Origin of the sequence: Rhodococcus sp. C1, from assembly GCF_020809065.1 — a bacterium.
GTDB lineage: Bacteria > Actinomycetota > Actinomycetes > Mycobacteriales > Mycobacteriaceae > Rhodococcus_F > Rhodococcus_F qingshengii.
On record NZ_CP078080.1, the window covers coordinates 103,278 to 121,068 of the forward strand.

19 protein-coding genes are annotated in these 17,791 nt (G+C 63.5%); 9 read left to right on the forward strand and 10 right to left on the reverse strand.

From position 1 onward, the window contains the following. The first annotated feature begins 42 nt into the window (after window positions 1-42). The 3 genes from KTR60_RS00460 (at window position 43) to KTR60_RS00470 (ending at window position 2,378) form a co-directional block, all read left to right on the forward strand. Entirely contained in the window at window positions 43-1,089 is a 1,047-nt protein-coding gene (locus KTR60_RS00460; RefSeq protein WP_042920776.1) for an ABC transporter permease, read from the forward strand. After that, the gene (locus KTR60_RS00465) at window positions 1,086-1,826 is read left to right on the forward strand and encodes an ABC transporter ATP-binding protein (protein ID WP_228401624.1); all 741 of its coding nucleotides are present in this window, start codon (window positions 1,086-1,088) and stop codon (window positions 1,824-1,826) included. Before KTR60_RS00460 ends, KTR60_RS00465 begins: the two co-directional genes overlap by 4 nt. 111 nt (window positions 1,827-1,937) lie before the next feature. Then, window positions 1,938-2,378: a PAS domain S-box protein gene (locus KTR60_RS00470; RefSeq protein WP_003943598.1), complete on the forward strand. Its 441-nt coding sequence runs from the start codon at window positions 1,938-1,940 to the stop codon at window positions 2,376-2,378. Window positions 2,379-2,384: 6 nt separating this feature from the next. Here KTR60_RS00470 and KTR60_RS00475 read toward each other — a convergent pair whose 3' ends face one another. Further along, entirely contained in the window at window positions 2,385-3,011 is a 627-nt protein-coding gene (locus tag KTR60_RS00475) for a TetR/AcrR family transcriptional regulator (RefSeq protein ID WP_228401626.1), read from the reverse strand. A 51-nt stretch (window positions 3,012-3,062) separates the two neighbouring features. Between KTR60_RS00475 and KTR60_RS00480 the strand changes: the two genes are divergently transcribed. After that, complete coding sequence (locus KTR60_RS00480; protein ID WP_228401628.1) at window positions 3,063-4,034, forward strand: hypothetical protein; 972 nt, start codon at window positions 3,063-3,065, stop codon at window positions 4,032-4,034. Here the strand turns inward: KTR60_RS00480 and KTR60_RS00485 are convergent. The 5 genes from KTR60_RS00485 to KTR60_RS00505 form a co-directional block, all read right to left on the reverse strand. Next, the gene (locus KTR60_RS00485) at window positions 3,981-5,273 is read right to left on the reverse strand and encodes a YcaO-like family protein (protein ID WP_228401630.1); all 1,293 of its coding nucleotides are present in this window, start codon (window positions 5,271-5,273) and stop codon (window positions 3,981-3,983) included. The two genes, KTR60_RS00480 and KTR60_RS00485, sit on opposite strands and share 54 nt — an antisense overlap. Beyond that, complete coding sequence (locus KTR60_RS00490; RefSeq protein ID WP_228401633.1) at window positions 5,270-6,610, reverse strand: YcaO-like family protein; 1,341 nt, start codon at window positions 6,608-6,610, stop codon at window positions 5,270-5,272. Before KTR60_RS00490 ends, KTR60_RS00485 begins: the two co-directional genes overlap by 4 nt. Then, on the reverse strand, window positions 6,603-8,033 hold the full coding sequence (locus tag KTR60_RS00495; protein WP_228401635.1) for a CocE/NonD family hydrolase: 1,431 nt from the start codon (window positions 8,031-8,033) through the stop codon (window positions 6,603-6,605). The genes KTR60_RS00490 and KTR60_RS00495 overlap by 8 nt, the downstream gene beginning before the upstream one ends. Continuing rightward, window positions 8,030-8,842: a hypothetical protein gene (locus tag KTR60_RS00500; RefSeq protein WP_209910768.1), complete on the reverse strand. Its 813-nt coding sequence runs from the start codon at window positions 8,840-8,842 to the stop codon at window positions 8,030-8,032. Before KTR60_RS00500 ends, KTR60_RS00495 begins: the two co-directional genes overlap by 4 nt. Before the next feature lie 94 nt (window positions 8,843-8,936). Then, complete coding sequence (locus KTR60_RS00505; RefSeq protein WP_228401636.1) at window positions 8,937-9,125, reverse strand: streptamidine-related RiPP repeat protein; 189 nt, start codon at window positions 9,123-9,125, stop codon at window positions 8,937-8,939. Between the two features lie 92 nt (window positions 9,126-9,217). Here KTR60_RS00505 and KTR60_RS00510 point away from each other — a divergent pair, with 92 nt between their 5' ends. From KTR60_RS00510 to KTR60_RS00530, 5 genes are all read left to right on the forward strand, one after another. After that, on the forward strand, window positions 9,218-10,477 hold the full coding sequence (locus KTR60_RS00510) for an MFS transporter (protein WP_228401638.1): 1,260 nt from the start codon (window positions 9,218-9,220) through the stop codon (window positions 10,475-10,477). A gap of 84 nt (window positions 10,478-10,561) precedes the next feature. Then, a complete protein-coding gene (locus KTR60_RS00515) occupies window positions 10,562-11,629 on the forward strand; it encodes a FecCD family ABC transporter permease (protein WP_228401640.1) in 1,068 nt (355 codons plus the stop codon). Next, complete coding sequence (locus tag KTR60_RS00520; RefSeq protein ID WP_042453274.1) at window positions 11,626-12,420, forward strand: ABC transporter ATP-binding protein; 795 nt, start codon at window positions 11,626-11,628, stop codon at window positions 12,418-12,420. The genes KTR60_RS00515 and KTR60_RS00520 overlap by 4 nt, the downstream gene beginning before the upstream one ends. Then, window positions 12,417-13,397 (forward strand): ABC transporter substrate-binding protein, encoded by a 981-nt coding sequence (locus tag KTR60_RS00525; RefSeq protein ID WP_054780987.1) that lies wholly within the window; start codon window positions 12,417-12,419, stop codon window positions 13,395-13,397. The genes KTR60_RS00520 and KTR60_RS00525 overlap by 4 nt, the downstream gene beginning before the upstream one ends. Next, the gene (locus KTR60_RS00530) at window positions 13,394-14,077 is read left to right on the forward strand and encodes a SagB family peptide dehydrogenase (protein ID WP_007735907.1); all 684 of its coding nucleotides are present in this window, start codon (window positions 13,394-13,396) and stop codon (window positions 14,075-14,077) included. The genes KTR60_RS00525 and KTR60_RS00530 overlap by 4 nt, the downstream gene beginning before the upstream one ends. A 1-nt stretch (window position 14,078) precedes the next feature. Here KTR60_RS00530 and KTR60_RS00535 read toward each other — a convergent pair whose 3' ends face one another. The 4 genes from KTR60_RS00535 to KTR60_RS00550 all read right to left on the reverse strand — a co-directional run bounded on the left by KTR60_RS00535 (window position 14,079) and on the right by KTR60_RS00550 (window position 17,778). After that, entirely contained in the window at window positions 14,079-14,363 is a 285-nt protein-coding gene (locus KTR60_RS00535) for an SHOCT domain-containing protein (protein WP_007735909.1), read from the reverse strand. Then, on the reverse strand, window positions 14,360-14,812 hold the full coding sequence (locus tag KTR60_RS00540; protein WP_007735911.1) for a DUF6325 family protein: 453 nt from the start codon (window positions 14,810-14,812) through the stop codon (window positions 14,360-14,362). Before KTR60_RS00540 ends, KTR60_RS00535 begins: the two co-directional genes overlap by 4 nt. Window positions 14,813-14,815: 3 nt before the next feature. Beyond that, window positions 14,816-16,462, reverse strand: a complete 1,647-nt coding sequence (locus KTR60_RS00545; RefSeq protein ID WP_228401642.1) for an MFS transporter — start codon at window positions 16,460-16,462, stop codon at window positions 14,816-14,818. A 68-nt stretch (window positions 16,463-16,530) separates the two neighbouring features. Then, window positions 16,531-17,778 (reverse strand): hypothetical protein, encoded by a 1,248-nt coding sequence (locus KTR60_RS00550; RefSeq protein WP_042920625.1) that lies wholly within the window; start codon window positions 17,776-17,778, stop codon window positions 16,531-16,533. Window positions 17,779-17,791 lie beyond the last annotated feature (13 nt).

Here is a 17,791-nt window from a genome sequence, read left to right on the forward strand (position 1 = left end):
ATCCGCGAGAGCGTAGAGGCAAGCACAGGAAAGGAATTCACAGTGTTTGTCGCAATGAGGGACTTACGGGCAGCGCGAGGTCGTTTCGCGCTGATCTCCGTCGTGGTTCTGTTGGTTGCACTTCTGGTCAGTTTTCTCAGCGGGTTGACTGCAGGACTTCGCCATCAGAACGTGTCGGCCATCGAGGCCATGAATGCCGACACGGTGGTGTTCGCCGACACCGGAGCCGGGGCGTCGTTCGACGAGTCGGCGCTCACGCAGGACCAGGTCAACGCTTGGACCTCCACGTCGAAGGACGTCGATCCCATCGGAATCGGTCGCGGGAAAGCGGGATTGGCCGACGGAAATCAGAAGTCGGTGGCCCTGTTCGGCGCTGATGGCGGTTTCGGTGACGTGACGCCGTCGGCGTCAGGCACGGTGGTGTTGAGCGAAGGTGCCGCCCGCGAACTGGGGGCGGGCGCCGGCGATCAGGTGAGCGTCGGTACGAAGCAGTTCACCGTCAGCGCCGTTCGCGGTGACGACTGGTACAGCCATTCGCCCGTCGTCTGGATGACGCTCGACGACTGGCAGGCGGCCAATCCACGCGGCGGAGTTGCGACAGTACTGGCTGTCACCGGAGCCTCTGACGCTTCCGCAACGGACAAGGCGGCTGCGACGACGTCGACGACGGTCAGCGGTTCGCTCGACGCGATCGGTTCGTACAAGTCGGAGAACGGGTCGTTGACGTTGATGACGCTCATGTTGTTCGCGATCTCAGCCCTGGTGATCGGTGCGTTCTTCACGGTATGGACGATCCAGCGAACTCCGGACATCGCGACGCTGAAGGCGCTCGGTGCGACTACCGGTTCGCTGGTGCGCGACGCACTGGGTCAGGCGCTCATCGTTCTGATTGCCGGTGTCACCGTCGGAATCGGGCTGACGGCCGTGGCCGGATCGCTGATCGGTGACGCCATGCCGTTTGTCCTGGACGCATCCACCACCGTCGTACCTGCCGTGGCATTGATCGGGCTCGGTCTGCTCGGCGCGGCCTTTGCACTTCGATTCCTCTCGACCACCGATCCACTCACAGCATTGGGGAGCGCACGATGACCATGACAACCGGCACCACAGTTCTCGACATCCAGAACGTCGATCTGACGTTTCCCGACGGGCAATCGCGGGTGACGGCGCTGGACGACGTGTCTCTGCGACTGCACCGCGGCGAGATCGCCGCGATCACCGGGCCCTCGGGTTCGGGCAAGTCCAGCCTGTTGGCGGTGGCGTCGACGCTGATCCGTCCGGATTCCGGGCACGTCTATCTTCGGACGCCGGAAGGCAGCACCGACATCGCGGCGCTGAGTCGGCGGGCGGCGTCGGAGCTGCGACGCTCGTCGATCGGCATCGTCTTCCAACAGTCGAACCTGGTGTCTTCGCTGACTGCACTGGAGCAGCTCCAGGTGATGGCGCATCTGGGGCAGTCCGTGTTCACGTCACGGGCCCGTCGCAAGGCCGTGAAATCAAAAGCGATGGATTTGCTGGACGCTGTCGGGCTCGCGGATCAGAGCGGAAAACGGCCGTCCCAGCTGTCGGGCGGGCAGCGACAGCGCGTCAATCTCGCGCGAGCATTGATGAACGATCCGCAGCTTCTCGTGGTCGACGAGCCCACGAGTGCGCTCGATCAGGAGCGCGGTGCCGCTGTCATGGATCTGATCATCGGGGTGGTGCGGGAACGCGAGGCGGCAACCCTTCTCGTGACACACGACCGAAGTCACCTGTCTCGGATGGATACTGTCTATCGTGTTGTTGACGGTTCCTTGGCGGAGGATCAGGAGGCGCTCGCGGCGTGACTCAGGCGGGCACGATTCGGGCATTCGTCACTGCATCCGGGCGGGAAGTCAACCCGCGATTTGCTGGGCAGTTAGACTGTTGTCGACTCGGGCAACTTGAGAGGACGTGTTATGGAACGCCGCCGCAACGTTGCGCAGCCGCCACAATCGCCGATTGCGGATCTGGAGCAGATGCCTGCCCTGATTCTCCTCGACAGGCTTCCGGTGCCGGTCATGGCCGTTCACCGCGATGGCAGCATCGTTTTTGCCAACCCGTCTTTCGCTGACATGCTGGGATATCCCAAGAAGGCCGTCTCGGCGTTGCGTCTGCAGGACATTCTCTACGACAAGGATGCCGACGACGTCAGTGCCGAGCAGGCTCATCGTGAACTGAGCTCCGAGCCGGGCTCGGTCAAGGAGTTCGTGCACTCCGACTCCACGTTGGTGCGCGCGACGGTCAGCCAGTCTCTGCTCCGACGGGACGACGACACGATCACCCTTGCCGTCCTCCACGATCTGACGGAGCGCCTGTGGAACAACCCACGGCACATCGACGACAAGCCCACCAAGTAATCCCAGCTACTTCCGGGATTTGACGGTTCGGTCCAGGCCGAGGGTGGCGGCAAGGGTGTTGACCACCCATTCTTCGTACTGTTGGCCGGTCCAACCCGCGCCGACCACGAGGTCTGTGTAGGTCTCGGGACTGAGCAGCGTGAGTGCGACGTTCACGGCTGTTTCGAGGTCGACGGTTGGCGCTTTTTCGACGATGCCGACCATCAGATGTTCCTGCACCGTGCGTCTCTGAGTGCGGTTGATTTGCCACAGGCGGGCGGCGTCCTCGTCGGCGGAAGCGGCAGCCCGCAGTGCCAACAGGATGTCTGCGGTGCGCTCCAGAATGAGCCGTCCGTGGTGAACCTGAATCCGGAGTTGCCCGAGTGGATGTGGGGCGCCTAGTGCTGCCGCCACCCACGGACGGTCGAGAGTTGCCGTCTTTTCCTCGTCGCCCGCAACGGCCACGTCGAGTAGTGCTGACAGCACGCTCGGCTTGTTGCCGAACACGAAATAGACACTCTGCACCGACACGCCCGCCGCCGCGGCAAGCTGCTTGATCGTGGCGGCCGCGTAGCCGGGATCGACAAAAACCTCACGCGCTGTCTCGATGATCTTGCGCCGCGCCGACGTGTCTTCCCGAAGAACCTCAGTCATGATTAGAGTCTAACTCTAGAGTCGAACTCTAGCGACTCGGGAGGCGAAGTAATGACGAAGGTTCTTGTACTCGGTGGCTACGGTGCCGTCGGGATTCCCCTGATGAAACAACTCGCGAAGGTCCCCGAAATCTCCGCGTACTCCGCCGGCCGTGATCCTGTCCGCGCGGACGTCGTCGTTGATCTTAAGGAACCAGGCGCGTATTCGACTGTGGTTCGAGACTTCAATGTCGTGGTGAATGCGTCGGGTTTCGAGGATGTTCGCCTGGCCGACGAAGCGGCACGCGGTGGGGCGGCATTCGTCGACATCACGGCGACCTCGAGCTACTGCGAAGAATTGGAAGCGGTCGACGGACCCGTTCTGATGGGCGTCGGGTTGGCGCCGGGATTGACCAGTGTCCTTGCAACCGAGGCGCATCGACTCGGCGACGGACCCGTGGACATCCTGATCGGCCTCGGCGGTGGAGAACTACACGGGCCGGCCGCAACGGCGTGGACGTACGGAATGTTGGGCACGAGGTTTCCTGATCCCGACGGACGATCGATTCGCAACTACACCGGGATGAAGACGTTTCGAATACCGGCCGATGCGACCGGCTACCGCACCGGTCCTGCTGTGCGGGCCGACTTTTCGGACCAGCATGCGTTGACGCGAGACCTCGGCGTTCCGGTCAGGACGTACCTGCGATTGGACACGTCCACCGCGACGCTCGGATTTGCGGCCATGACGTGGGCACCCGCGCTACAGAAGGTCGTGCCGAAGAAGCTGTGGGGCTCGGATCGTTGGGTAGCGATGGCCCGAGCGGATACCGGCCCGGCGCTGTGGGTTTCGGGGCGTAGCCAGTCGGTCGCGACGGCAGCTATCGCCGCGCGCGCCGTGCAGGTGATTCGGGATGCCGCGATCTCGAAGCCGACGTGGTTCCACGCGGTGGAAACCACCGAGTCGCTGCAAGCGGCGGTTCCCGAACTGTCAGTGCGGCAATGGGATGGTGCGAGCCGATCGTCCGGCAAGACTGTCCACTAGTCGGGGCGAGCCGAGAAACGGCAATCCGGCGGCCGCATTGGTGAGACAACCGGGTACGACGACGCGGACGACGTGCAGGCCGGCGTGGAGAACATCAGTTGTGGTGAGATCGACCCATGCCGGCCGGAAACCGGCTGCCGTCAGAGCGCTTTCGGTGCCGGCGGCTGATGTCAGAGAGTCGAGTCCCACCTCGCCGACGACGGCACCGACCAGCTCACTCTCGAATCGTGCTTGGATCTCCGGGTCCAGGTGGAGCTGCAGGTGGCATCCGTAGTCCATCACGTCGGCAAAATCCGATCGGTAGGCGCCTGCATAGCTTCGGTCAGCTCGCCAAGGCGCAAGCGGACTGGTCGGGGAGGCCGCGGCTCGACCGATGCCGCTCTGCGGGTTGTCGTAGTCGGCGGAAAGAAGTTGCAGCTGAAGCGCTTCGCCGAGTGACTTGAACGCAGCGGTCTGGGCGTCTTCGTGGCAAGCGGTACCCATGGTCGAGTATCCGGACAGTCGGTCGCAAACCAGGGCGCCCAGGACGGGGATCTCGAAATCACTCTCGAATGAAATCCACCTGGTCGAGAGGCTGTCGTGATTGCCCAGTCGAAGAAGCGCCTCGGGAATGCCGGTGACGATCCGAACGCCGCGTCTTCCGTTCCAGGACAACGTCATCGCGTCGCGCTCGACTATCTCGCGCAGTGCATTCCGTATCGCGAATTCCGTCGTGGGACCGGCGGCGAGACCCGCCTGAGCTACCGGAGAGATCGCCGGACCCGTCCGGGCGACGAAATGAGGATACGAACCCCAGACGAGTTCGGCCGGTACCCAGATATCCGAACCCGTGATCAGGTCGGCTCCGCGAGTCCAGTCCATCTCCAGATCGTCGGTTGGTTCGACGAACGGGAACTGTGGCCGCGCGTACTGGGCGGCGTCGAAACGCGCGAGTTGTGACAGGTCGATGCTTGCTCCGATCAACGCATCGGCCGACCCGCGGACGATCGGTTTGGCGACGATGTTGCCGCAATATCGTTCCACCGCTTCGCCTATCGCAGCTGCGGTAGGCCGCGCACGGTCACCCAGATCGAAGCAGTATCCGGCGCCGGCCGAGTCACTGGACCAGGGTGAAAAGCATTCTGAATCACTGACATACGAGTGAATCAGTTTGAACTCGGGCGGAAAGTGCTGGGGAACAACGGCGTCGACCAACTCTCGAATGATCCCAGTTCGGCGGTCGACGAGCGAAGATCTCATGCGAGAGGGACCGGCAGATGCAGATGGGTGGTCGATGCGCTGGTCAATCTGCTACCTCCAAGAAGGGGAAAGGCTGCCGGAGCGTTGTTGTACAGGCCCGGAGTCAGGACGCGGACGACGTGCAACCCGGCAATCGAGATGTCGCCGGTGGTGAGATCGACGGAAATCGGCTGGTGTCCCCGTGAGGTCAGAAGCGCTACGAGAGAAGCCAGATCCACCGGCGCTTCGACGGGAATCTCTGATACCGAGAGTGTTTCGGTGTAGTCGAAGAGATGTTCCTCCGCGGCCAGGGCCATCGTGGGATCAAGATAAAGTTGGGCAACGGTCGGCAGATCGACGACGTCTTTCCATTGCGGATCGAACTCGTCCCGGTAACGACGGTCGGCCCGAAAGGGTTTGTACAGGTGCACCGGCAGCGTTCCGTCCGCCACGCTGCGCCAGGTCGGCCCGTCGGGGTCGGCGAGGTCGATCGTGATGGCAAGTACCGCGTACGCCTCGACCAGTGCCTTCGAGACTGCCGCCTCCACCGTCGGTCGACAAGCTGTGCCCAGCGCGACCAGTCCACGTCGGTCATCGCGGATCCACGCTGCGGCGACGGGAATGCCGAAGGGGGAGGGAAGCAGCAGCACTCGAACGCTCCGGGTCTGGCTCTCCAGATCCCCGAGTTGGCGGTCCGCAGGCAACCGCTCCCAGTCGGAAAGCTCGATCGCCGGCTGTGACCGGTCCCCGCACCACCACAGCGCGGTGGCATCGCGTTCGAGAAGTTCCAGCAGAGCTGACATCTCGGCCTCGTCGCGTGAGCGTCCCGCTGCGATTCCGGCGTACTGCAACGACGCGATCGGTGGCTCGCAGCGACGGGTGCCTGTGTAGTACCCGAGATAAGTCAGGGCCGCAGGCACGTAGGTGGGCACCTTTTCGTCCATGGTGTGACCCAATGCCCAGCGAATGTTCAGATCAGAGGTGAAGGGAACAAAGGGGAATCCGGGAAGGCGGTACTGATCCTCGCTGTACAACGCAAATTCAGCGGGATCGACGACCCGTGAGCCGGCCAGTTCCAGCGCTGATGCACTGCTGCGGACCAGATCCTCGGGGACCACGTTGCCGCAATATCTTTCGACGGCCTCACCGGTCGCCGCCCCGCGAGCTGCTGCATCGTCGCGTATCGAAGCCCCGAATCCGTAAGGGTCCGCGCGAAACAGTGAACCGCTGCCGCCGAAGTTTCTGGTGTCGGCCACCCTCGCGGCCCAACCGACCCAGCCTGTCGGCATGTCCGAGCGAATGTGTGGTTCCAGTGAGGTCAGCACGCCGCTCCGGGCGTCGACCAGCAAGTCATCCACCGGCAGTTCCTCCGAGTATCGGCAGGGTCAACGACCCGGAAAATGATTGGTGCAGTGCGGTACTGCGTGTTCCTCGATAGCGATCACCGTCTCCGAGATTGCGTGCGAGTCGTGGGAAGTCCGAGCCGGCGATCCGCAGCGTCAAGACATCACCCGCGCGCACAGTGTGCAACACGGGATCCAGATCGATGGTCACCATCGTCGGCTGCAGGCTGACACCCGCGCCCCGTGCGATCGATCTGGTAACTCCAGCGGGATCGACGACGCTCAGTTCGGCGATCCAATCGGCTTCGCCCTCGGGTGAATACACTTTCAGCTCCACCGATGGTGTTCCGGAGAGTACGGAGTCGTGCTTGATATCGAAAGTCAAGACAACACAGTTGTTTCGGTCCCGTGAGGCGTCATACAGGAAGCTGTAGGCCGCATCCTTCCGATCTGGTTCGAGATGAACGCGATTCGCACCCGTGACAAACGGTTCGGTCGACCATTCGCCGACACCCCGGTCGAATACCCGATTGATGGTCAGGGGCCGCGCAGCGAATACCGATTCCATCCACTCGACCTGAAGGCGGCCGAAACTTGTCTCGCCGACCATTCCAGGGCGGAGGTCGTGCGCCCAGGGGCCCACGATCAAACTCTGCGGCCCGCGCCCCACGGACGTGAAGTGCCGCAGTGTCTCCCGAATCATCGCATCGTCCCAACCGCCGATGTGCAGCCCGGCGATGTCGAGTTCGGAGAGTTCGTCCGCGGACACCAGATCATCGCCACCGAAGTCTTCGCGTTTACGAGCGCGAAGGATCGGCGTCAACCAGCCCGGTGAATCGGAGGTCAGACCGACTTTCTCGATCATCGACTGCACCGGGAGATGTTCCAGCAAAGCTGAATCCGAACGCATCAGTTCAGGGATGAAACCCTCACGGGAGGAAGACGAATCTCCGTGCTCGCCCCACCACGCCAGATGCTCGGCGAGGAGGAGTATCCCCGAGGGATCACGTTTGACGCGGTCGCTTCCGATGGTCGGCACCTTGGAGACGACGCCGTCTACACGAAATGACCGATCGGCGCTGTTGGTCTCGGCAGCAAATGCCCAGGCGGTTCCGGCCGCATACGAAGCCCCGCTCGCGATGACGCACTCCGGTGTCCACGGCTGATCCTGCAGCCACTCGGCCAGGGCGGCGGCGTCCTCGCGCTCGTGGACGTACGGTTCCCAAGAGCCGGTGGAATCGTGCCGTCCGCGTACGTCCTGCGAGATGAATGCAGTTCCTCGCAATCGCCATTCGATCCCCTCCGCCAGATGCCATCCACGCCCGTACGGGGTGCGGATCACGATCAGTCCCCGCGGTGAAGAATCCGGTGGGAGAAGCACATCCGTAGCCAACGAAGAACCGTCTGCTGCCGGGATCTTCACTCCGAGTGAGATCACCGGAGCGTCGGCGCGGGTTCGAGAACGCCGCCGGGCAGTGGTAGCACGGGATGGCGAGTCATCATGAGGGTTCGCGGATTCATCCGGATCTGGTGGTGAAGGTGTGATGGCGGTGCGCCATGTACACCAGCCACGACGTCCGAACATGCAAGCGCACTGGCCATTGCGGCTGCGGTGGGTTCAAGTTCGAGCGGGCGAGGTTCGCTGCCGGCGAGGTGATTCCACAGTGCCTGCAGATGATTCGGGACGCGCGACGCGGCAAGCCGTCGACCGCAGACGTCCCGGTAGCTTGCGCTGCCGATACCGTCGAAGAAGGGTCCGATGCAGATCTCACCCAGCTCCGCGTGGACGGTTTGCCACGGTGTTTGGTTTCGGCGGCACCAGGTATCGAGTTCCGACCACTCGTCGTGAGGAGGAGCCCCGGCAACCGACAGTACGAGGTCCGACGACGCAACGTCGTCTTCGATTGGCGCAGTAGTGGATACGACCTCGAGATGCGGAAGAGCCTTGGAGAGCAGGGCGATGCAAGCATCGGCAACGGGCCCGATCCCGTCCATCAGCACACGCTGTGGGCGCGGAATCTCCGGCGCTTGACCCGGAACAACCAGCACGCCGCGAGAGACGAGGGCGTCGGCGATCTCGATAGCTCCCGGGCCGAGCACCGAACCAGAGCGCCTGAGAAAGTTGTCGAGTTCCGCGAGGTCTTCGGCCGGCGCGCCGATCGTGACCGCGTTCTCGTCCGGTGTCAGGTAATGCCAAGTGCCGTCCGGGGTCGGATACAGCTGGTGTCCGTCGGCGAGGGCGTACACGGATCTCCTTGTCGGTGCCCGCACCCGACGAGTCGGATGCGGGCGGGGTCATCGGCAGATCAGACTGTCGAAACAGTCTGGATCAGGGGAGGTTTCAGCTCTGGAAGCTGAACGGGTTGTCGACGAGGGCGTTGGTGCCCACACCCTGCAGGGCGTGTGCGGACGTTGCCTCGGCAACCGGCTCGAAGGTGAACGGGTTGTCGACGAGAGCGTTGGTGCCGACGCCCTGGAGTGCATTGGTCGGAGCCGAGTTGGAGATGCTGTCGAACGAAATGTTGCTCATTGTCATCCCTTCCGTAATGGAAACCATTTCCATTACGATGCCACCGTACGAAAGATCGCCACGGAGAGCAACAGGTACAAGAGAGTGCATACATGAGCGAGACCCCGACGACGGGATCCGTCGAAGCGCAACCACATGTCTTTCGGGACAGATCGTTTCGATTGTTCTTCACGGCTCGCACGATTGCCGTAGCCGGTGCGGCGGTCACCGGAGTGGCCATGCCGATCCTGGTGTTCGACATCAGCCGGTCTCCGTTTCTCACCTCGCTCGCGGCTGCGGGGACGGTTCTGCCGTATCTCGTGTTCGGCTTGTTCGCCGGCGCCGTGGCAGACCGAGTCAACCGACGGACGGTCATCCTGTGTGCGCAGGCCGTTGCTGCACTTGCCTTGGCGAGTATTCCGGCAGCGCAGGCACTCGGCGTATTGACGGCGTGGCATGCCGTCGGCGTATCGATGTGCATCGGAACGTGTTTCGTGTGGTTCGACGCCGCTGCTTTCGGAGCGCTGCCTGCTCTGGTCGGTCGGCAGAGGATACCGGCGGCCAACAGCGCGCTGTGGACGTCCAGCACGCTGATCGATGTTGTCTTTCCGGCGATAGCCGGCGTGCTCGTGGCCTCGATCGGCCCGGCCTACGCATTGGGTGCTGATGCACTGGCTTACGTACTGGCCGGGCTGGCCATGGCCTCGATCGGAGCCTCGTTTTCGATTACTCCTGCGGCGCCGAAGAAGTCGGGAACCGGAATTGCGCGTGACATACGCGAAGGCCTCAACTTCCTCTGGCAGTCGCCGCTTCTGCGGGCCTTGACCGGCGTCGGCTTCGTCAATTCGCTGACGCAGGGTGCGGTTACGGCTCTCCTCGTGGTGTACGCGTCCGAGAGGCTGGGGATTGCGACGTCGAGTCCGATGATCGGTGCCGTGTGGACGGCCGTCTCCGTGGGTGGAGTGGTCGGCGCACTCGTGCTTCCACGGCTACCGGCGCGGTGGCCGGTCGGGGCGATCACGGTCGGGGCGCTGACCATCGGCCCGGTGGTGCTGTTCGTCGTTGCGACAACCGGCAATACCGGCGCCGCGATCACGGCGCTCGTCGTCTACTCCGGCTGTGCGACCGTCACCATCCTCAATGGCATCGGTGCACGTCAGCGCCTGACTCCGGATCGTCTGCAGGGGCGCGTGAACACCACGGCGAGGATGGTCGCCTGGGGTGGTTCGCCGGTCGGCGCCTTGATTGCCGGGGCAATCGCAGGACGCTGGGACATCGGCACTGCCTACCTCGTTGCGTGCATCTGTGCGCTGGTCGGGGCGTTCTTCGCGTGGGCGAGCGCGCTGCGGACCGACCCTTACCCGCACAGATGAGCATGTGACTATTAATGAAAACGACTGTCGTTATGGTTAGATCCACCTGTTCATGACTGCGAACCCCACCTACTCAGGAGTGCGATGACGCTGACCAGCGAGGCAGCACGACGAGTGCCGTCGCGTCCACATCCCGTCGGCGAGCGCGGGTACGTCCCGTTTCTGTTGGCCACGGCGGTTGTGCTTGTCGCGGTCTCCACCGTCGCGGTGTGGTCGGGTGCCGCGTCGGTGTCCTTTGCCGACGTGTTCGCGGTGTTGTACGCGCACGCCGGTGGTCCGCCGGTCGACCCGCTGCTCGATCGGATCGTGTGGGGATTGCGGGTACCGCGCATTCTGATTGCGGCATTGGCGGGCGCCGGATTGTCGTTGGCCGGCGCCGTGCTGCAAGCGTTGGTGCGCAACCCGATTGCCGATCCGTACATTCTGGGCGTGGGTTCCGGAGCATCCTTCGGTGCAGTACTGATCATGACGACCGGCATCGGCACCGGCCTGTCGATCGGTGTCCCGGTGGCAGCCTTCCTGGGGGCCATGGTCTCCCTGATCGCGGTTCTCGTACTGGGTCGGCGAGAGGGAATGCTCGTCCCGCTGCGCATGGTCCTGGCCGGAGTTGCCATCGGCTATCTGCTCTCGGCTGCAACAAGTTTTGTGCAGTTGCGCGCCGATCCGAGTCAGCTTTCGGGAGTGCTCTTCTGGTTGCTGGGCTCGGTGAGCGGGGCCAGTTGGTCGGATCTCGGTGTGCCCGCCGCGGTGATCACCGTCTGTGCGGCAATTCTGTTGACACAATCGCGCCAACTCAACGCGTTGGCCATGGGAGACGAGAGCGCGCAATCGGTCGGCGTGGACGTGCGCCGTACCAGGTTGCTACTACTGGTGATCGCGTCGTTGCTGACCGCGGTTGTCGTATCCGTCGCCGGGGGAATCGGTTTCGTGGGGCTGCTCGTGCCGCACGCCGTACGACTTCTGGTCGGTTCCGATCACGGCAAGCTGCTCCCCGCGACCGCGTTGGTTGGTGCCACCTTCCTGGTGATCGTCGATCTTGCGGCTCGGATGTTGGATGCGCCCAACGAATTACCACTCGGGATCATCACCGCCGGATTGGGTGCACCGTTCTTCCTCTGGTTGCTTCGACGGGACGGCGGTGCGCAGTCATGAGATTGTCGGCCAGCGGAATTCACGTCGTTCGGGGCGGACGCCTCGTGGTTTCGGGTGTAGACCTCGAAGCGCCCGAGGGAAGCGTGGTCGGACTCGTCGGACCGAACGGCAGTGGAAAGTCCTCCCTCCTGCGCGCGTTGTATCGCTCGATGAAGCCTCGAAGCGGAATCGTGAAGGTGGACGAGGTGAATGTTTGGGACGATCTCTCACCTCGATCGGCGGCACGCATCATCGGTGTTGTGGGGCAAGAGCATTCATCCGATTTCTCGTTCAGTGTCCGCGAGGTGGTTGCAACGGGTCGGACGCCGCATCACAGCGCGTTCTCTCGACTCGGCGAGATCGACCGAGACATCGTCAGCGCAGCACTGGTGCGAACCGGCATGCAGGGCTTTGGATCACGTCTCTTCGCCGAACTGTCCGGCGGAGAAAAGCAGCGTGTGATGTTGGCCCGGGCGATCGCTCAACAACCGTCGGTGCTGGTCCTGGACGAGCCCACCAACCACCTCGACATCCGTGCTCAACTCGAATTGATGGAATTGGTCGCCGAACTCGGTACCACGACGATTGTCGCGATCCATGAACTCGCCTTGGCCGCAGCGTATTGCGACTACGTCTGTCTGCTCTCCGGCGGGGTAGTTGTCGCGACAGGACCAACGGCCGAGGTCCTCACCGAGGACCTGCTGTCCGAAGTATTCGGGGTTCAGGTGCATCTCGGCACTCATCCGTTGACCGGGCGCCCCCTGCTCTCGTTCGCCCCTCCGCTCCTACACACGAAAGAAGCAGTGTCTTGAAATCCTCGATACGTACTGCCGCGCTGTTGTGCTCGGCCGTTACCGCCACCGCAGTACTGGCCGCATGCGGAAACTCCACGGCGGATTCGGCGGCGTCGTCGTCCGAGAAGATCACCGTCACCAATTGTGATCGCGAGGTCACGGTGCCCAAGACGGCGGAGCGGATTGTCTCGCTGTATCCGTCGATGACGGAACTTCTCATTCAGCTCGGCGCCGCCGACCGCATTGTCGGACAATCGAATACCGACCTCTCTCCTCCCAGCCCCGAACTCGCTGATCAGTTCGCGGCCGTGCCGGTACTGAGCGCCGGAGTTCCCGCGAAAGAAGCATTGCTCGACGCCCGTCCGGATCTGATCGTCTCCGACGGGGAATACTGGTTCGACGGTGACCGATTGCAGACCATGGACGAATTGCGTGACCTCGGCATCCCGATCTTCGTGAACAGCGGCTACTGCCACAAGGCCGTCACCGAGGGGCGGATCGACGACGTCTGGTCCGACCTCGACGGTCTCGGCGCCTTGACCGGAACAAGTGACGCGGCAGCAACCCTCCTGGCCGACGGCAAGAAGTCCCTCGCAGCAACCGAGGCATCTGTCGCCGGGCAGGAGCCGGTTCCCACTGTGATGGTTCAGGTTTCGGAGGGACAGTCCTATGCTCTGGCCAGGGGCCTCTACAGCAGTGTGCTCGAGGCCGCCGGGGGAAGCAATCTTTTCGAGAACGACCTTCCCGACGGAAAGTACTTCGGCCAGGTAGCCACGGAATCGGTGCTCGCGAAGTCGCCGAAGGCTGTCCTCGTCGTCTACTCCACCGAGTCGGCTCGGGAATCCACCCTGGATGCTGCGCGGACGGCATTTGCCGGAACCCCCGCCGCGGCGTCGAATGCGATCTTTGCCGTTCCGGAGGCGTGGTTCGCCGGCGAGTTGGTCTCGATCGACGGGGCCGGCGAGGTGTCTCGCCTGCTGCACCCGGGTTCGTGACCGCACTCGAGCGAATCGAGGCCGTCGTATCGCTGCATGCAGTGTTGGACCGGACGGTGAGTCCGTCGGAGCTACCGTTCGACGAGCACGCACTGCCGCCGGTGACGTGTGAATCCGTGGAACTGCCGGCCGCGACGCCACTGCCGGCCTGCGGGTTCGCGGACGTCTTGCAGGCACGACGGAGCCGCTACGACCCCGCACAGACGGCACTCCGAGCAGGCGAGCTGTCAAACGTGTTGCACCACAGCCTTGTCAGCAGCCCGACGGCGGGCGGGATGCGCGAACTGACGCTGTCGTTTGTTCTCAGCCGACCCGGAGACGAGCTCGGAGTCGGGGTATACCGATATGCCCGAGGCCGTGCCGAAGCTGTCCGGCCAGGCGACGTGCGAGAGCACCTTCGAGCGAGCCTTCTCCAACCCGAGTTCGTCGACGTGTTCCCGGTTCTTCTGTTTGTGGTCGCCGACGTCGAAGCTCCGCTCGAGAAGTACGCGATGCGGCACTACCGCACGATGCACGTGGATGCCGGTGTGCTGGTTCAGAATCTGTACCTCGTGACCGAGGCGATGGGACTTGCGGGCTGCGCCATCGCAGGATTCACGGATGCGCGAGTGGCATCTCTGTTGAATCTCGCGACGACGCAGCTTCCCGTCATGGCTTTTGCACTCGGGAGGCGCAGCTAGGTCAGGCGAGAATACGTGCCTTCTGGGTCTCGAACTCGGCCTCGGTCAATACTCCCGCATTCTTGAGTTCGCCCAGCTTGGTGAGCTGTTCGAGCTTCAAGTCCATCGATGCTGCCGGAGCTGCCTGCGGTGGCAGGGGTGGTAGATCGGGAATCGGCGGCACCGGCTGGGCCTGCGCTGCGCGAGCCTGATCTTCGGCGGCCCAACGGGTCCGCTGACGGCGCTGAACATTGCCGTGAATGGAGCTTGCGACGGCTACCCGGCCGGCTCGCCTCAAGAAACTCATGCGTCCTTCTCCGTATTGCCTGGTGCGGTGTTGTCGAGTGCGGTGGCAAGTTCGTCCAAGCTCAGGTGACCTTCGGTGACAATCTTTGCGCCGCTGCGTGTCCACGCGTCGATCACCGGCAGTATGGCCAGTTCCTCGTAAACGAGCACGGCGGCAACACTACCGGTGGCCAACTCGTCACCAACGGCGGCGATGTCGCCGGCGTCGAGCAGTCCGGAGGCTGCGCCGTCGAACTGCGCCAGATCGAAATCTGCGAGTTCGAAGGTCGATGCCGGTACGACGGCCACTGATCCATCGGCGGCTTTGGTGACGAACTCGAGGTCGAGGATGCGGATCACGCCGGAGTCGACGAGAGTGAGCAGCTGCTCGAATCCTGCGGAGGTCGGTGCACCGCCGGGAAACTCGACAGCAACGTATTCGATCGGACCGAATTGGTCTTGGTTGGACATCGGTTACTTCTTGCCCTTCGTGGGTTGCGGTTCTTCCAGAGCAGGTACTTCGTCGGGCATGCGGCCGGCCGGAATGATGGCGAGCAGGGAGAGTCCGGCGAGGACGAGTAGCGAGGTTCGCAGGGCGCGCAAGCGCGCTTCGGTGTTGATCCGGATGGCTTCGTCGATCTGTGCCTGTGTCGCGGAGGTGTTTTCGAGCGTCACGACGAGTTGATCGTTGGGGACGAAGTTGACCTGGTCGAGATTGATCCCGGATTCGACCTTGAGCGATGCCGGGATGGTGGGGTTGTCGATCAGCTGCGAGCTGACGAGGGTACCCAGGATTCCGACGGCGAACACGCTGGCCACCGCGATGCCGACGCTGCCGGACATGTTGTGTACCAGTCCTCGCCAGGCGCCGACGTCGCCGGCCAGTTCCTTGGGGGCTGCGGTGAGGAGGGTGTTGAACACCAGCGCAACGATGGCGCCCTGCCCGAGGCCGAGGGTGATCAGTCCGATGACGACAAAGATCTGATGCCAGTCGCCACGAATGGTGAAGGCCAACAGGATGAGTCCAGCGGCAACGACGACGAACCCGGCTCGTGCGATCAGACGCGGGGAGTACGTCTTGTACAGACGCGCGACGACGGTGCTCGCGATGAAGATCGAAGGTGTGTACGGGATGATCGAGAACGACGTCTGCAAGCTGCTGCGGCCCTGGATGATCTGCATGTACAGCGGAATGAGGAAGTTGGCCGCGGTTCCCACGAACATCATCGTCGCCATGCAAATCGTGGTGGCGCGCTCGGCGCCGGTCTTGAGGACGTCGAGGTTGAAGAGCTGAGGCTTGTTCTGCGCCTTGCGGCTTCGCGTCCACTGGAAGAATCCCTGCGCGCAGATGGTGCCGAGGACGATCAGGATGGCCGCGGGTGAAACACCGATGACCGAGAACGGCGCAGCGTCGGTGGCCAGGATGACGCCCCACGAGTTCAGGCCGCTGAAACCGAAGCTGAGCAGGATGACGGCAACGGCAGCAATGGCGGCGCCGGCCCAGTCGATGGTGATGTCCTTCTGCGGGGGAACAGGTTTGACCCGGAAGCTCAGGATCAGGTTGACCACCGCGAGAGCCACGACGAGGGCGAACGAGTATCGCCACCCGATCGTCGTCGCGAAGGAACCGGCGATGAGCAGCGCAAGCACACCGGCCGCCGGGATTGCTGCTGCCAGGTAACCGATGGCCTTTGCCTGCTGATCGCCACTGAAGTTCGTGGCGATGAAGACCGTCAATGCGGGAGCGATGAGGGCGATCACGGCGCCGGATGCAGCTTGGGCCACGAACAGCATTGCCGGGCTCTGACTCAGGGCGACCGCGGCCATTGCGAGGCCGTGAATCGCGACGGCAATCTGGAAGACCAGACGCGTTCCGTAACGGGCGCCGATCTTGGCCCCCAACAGAATGAAGGCAGCCATGGCGAAGGTGCCCGCGGTGATCGCGGTGCCGACACTTGTTGCGGGCGTGTCGAGATCGGTGGTGATGCCGGCCATCGAGACGGTCAGGGCGTTGACGGCGAACGACGCCTGAATCTGGGTGAGGACCACCACGATGAGTGGTAGCCAGGAGGCGGTGCTCACGGCGGCCGTTGTGGCGGCCGCGCCAGGCTTTACGGACATGATGGGTCACGCCTTCCTCGACACTGCGTGTACTCGCGACGTGCCCGGATCAGCCACGCACGGCTACATTAGCCGGAATTGTGCTGAATGGTCGCCTGCAAGTGGTTGGTTTCTTCGCGGTAGACCACCATCTCCCGGTGCAAGGCGCGACGGAAGCGCGGTTGCTCGGCCAGGAGTACGGCCAGCACGGTCAGCAACAGCCACGTCGCGGCCGCGCTCGCGAGGAGCAGCAGGACCGGAATCCACGGACCGCCCATCTGCTCGAGCAGCGTCGTCTTTGCCCAGACGCGCCAGTAGAGCATCAGATTGACGATCAGTCCGACACCGTACGAGATGACGAAGGACAGCAGGAACTGCTTCCACGTGCCGTCGTGGCGCCGCGCCGTCATCGGTTCTGCCCGCAGCGGCAAGCTCACCGACATCACGTTCGCGACCCCCAACCAGAGCAGGATCATGGTCAGCACCTGGCCGCACGCCTTCACCAGGTCAGCACTGCTTCCGGAGCGCCACGCGAGGACGGCGCTGAGCAGGAACCCGGCGCTGCCGACGAGGAGCAGCATCACCGCGTTTTTCGCGACGAGCACGTGCCAGAGCCTCGTTCCACCGGACAACGCAGCGCGCACGCGGCCGGCGTCGAAGCTGAGCGCATTGGTGCACACGACGCTTCCGACCACACCCGAGAGTGCATACAGCGCAAGGTAAGGCAGTCGATCTTCCTTGGTGTCCCACTGGAAGAGGCGAATGAATGCCAGGTACGCCAAGCCCATTCCGAGGCTCAGCCCCAGCCGAAAAGCGATCGACCGAGGCTTACCACTCACCACGTGCCGTGCTTCCTCACGGATCCGGGAGCCGAGATCCTGCACATGCCGGACGACGGGGTTGCCCGAGTTCAGCGGGACGTAACCACGGATCGCGGCGGCGACGGTATCGGTGTCACCGGCATCGAGCGCGGCGACGCGTGCTTCGAGAACCGCAAGGTGGGCGGCGCGCAAGGCTATCCGTGCGGTGGTCACCGCGGCGACGGCGTCGGCCTCGGCCTGCGCGGCGGTGCCGATGCCGGCGTCGGCGGGCAGCGGCGGCTGCAACGTCGTGATCAGTTCGAGTTGGCGCGCCATGTGCGGCGACGGCGACAACCCGCTGTACGACGGTCGGCTCAGCGCTGATCGTTCGTCGTCGAGCGAATCACGGACGGCCGCGGCAGCCTTGCGGACGGCTGCCGGGTTGTGCCAGCGCACCGACCGGGCGTCACGCTCGGCGGCGACGGCCCGGGAGGCAACCTCGGTCAGATCCTCGACCGCTGTCAATGTCTGCTCCACTCGGTTTAGGTTG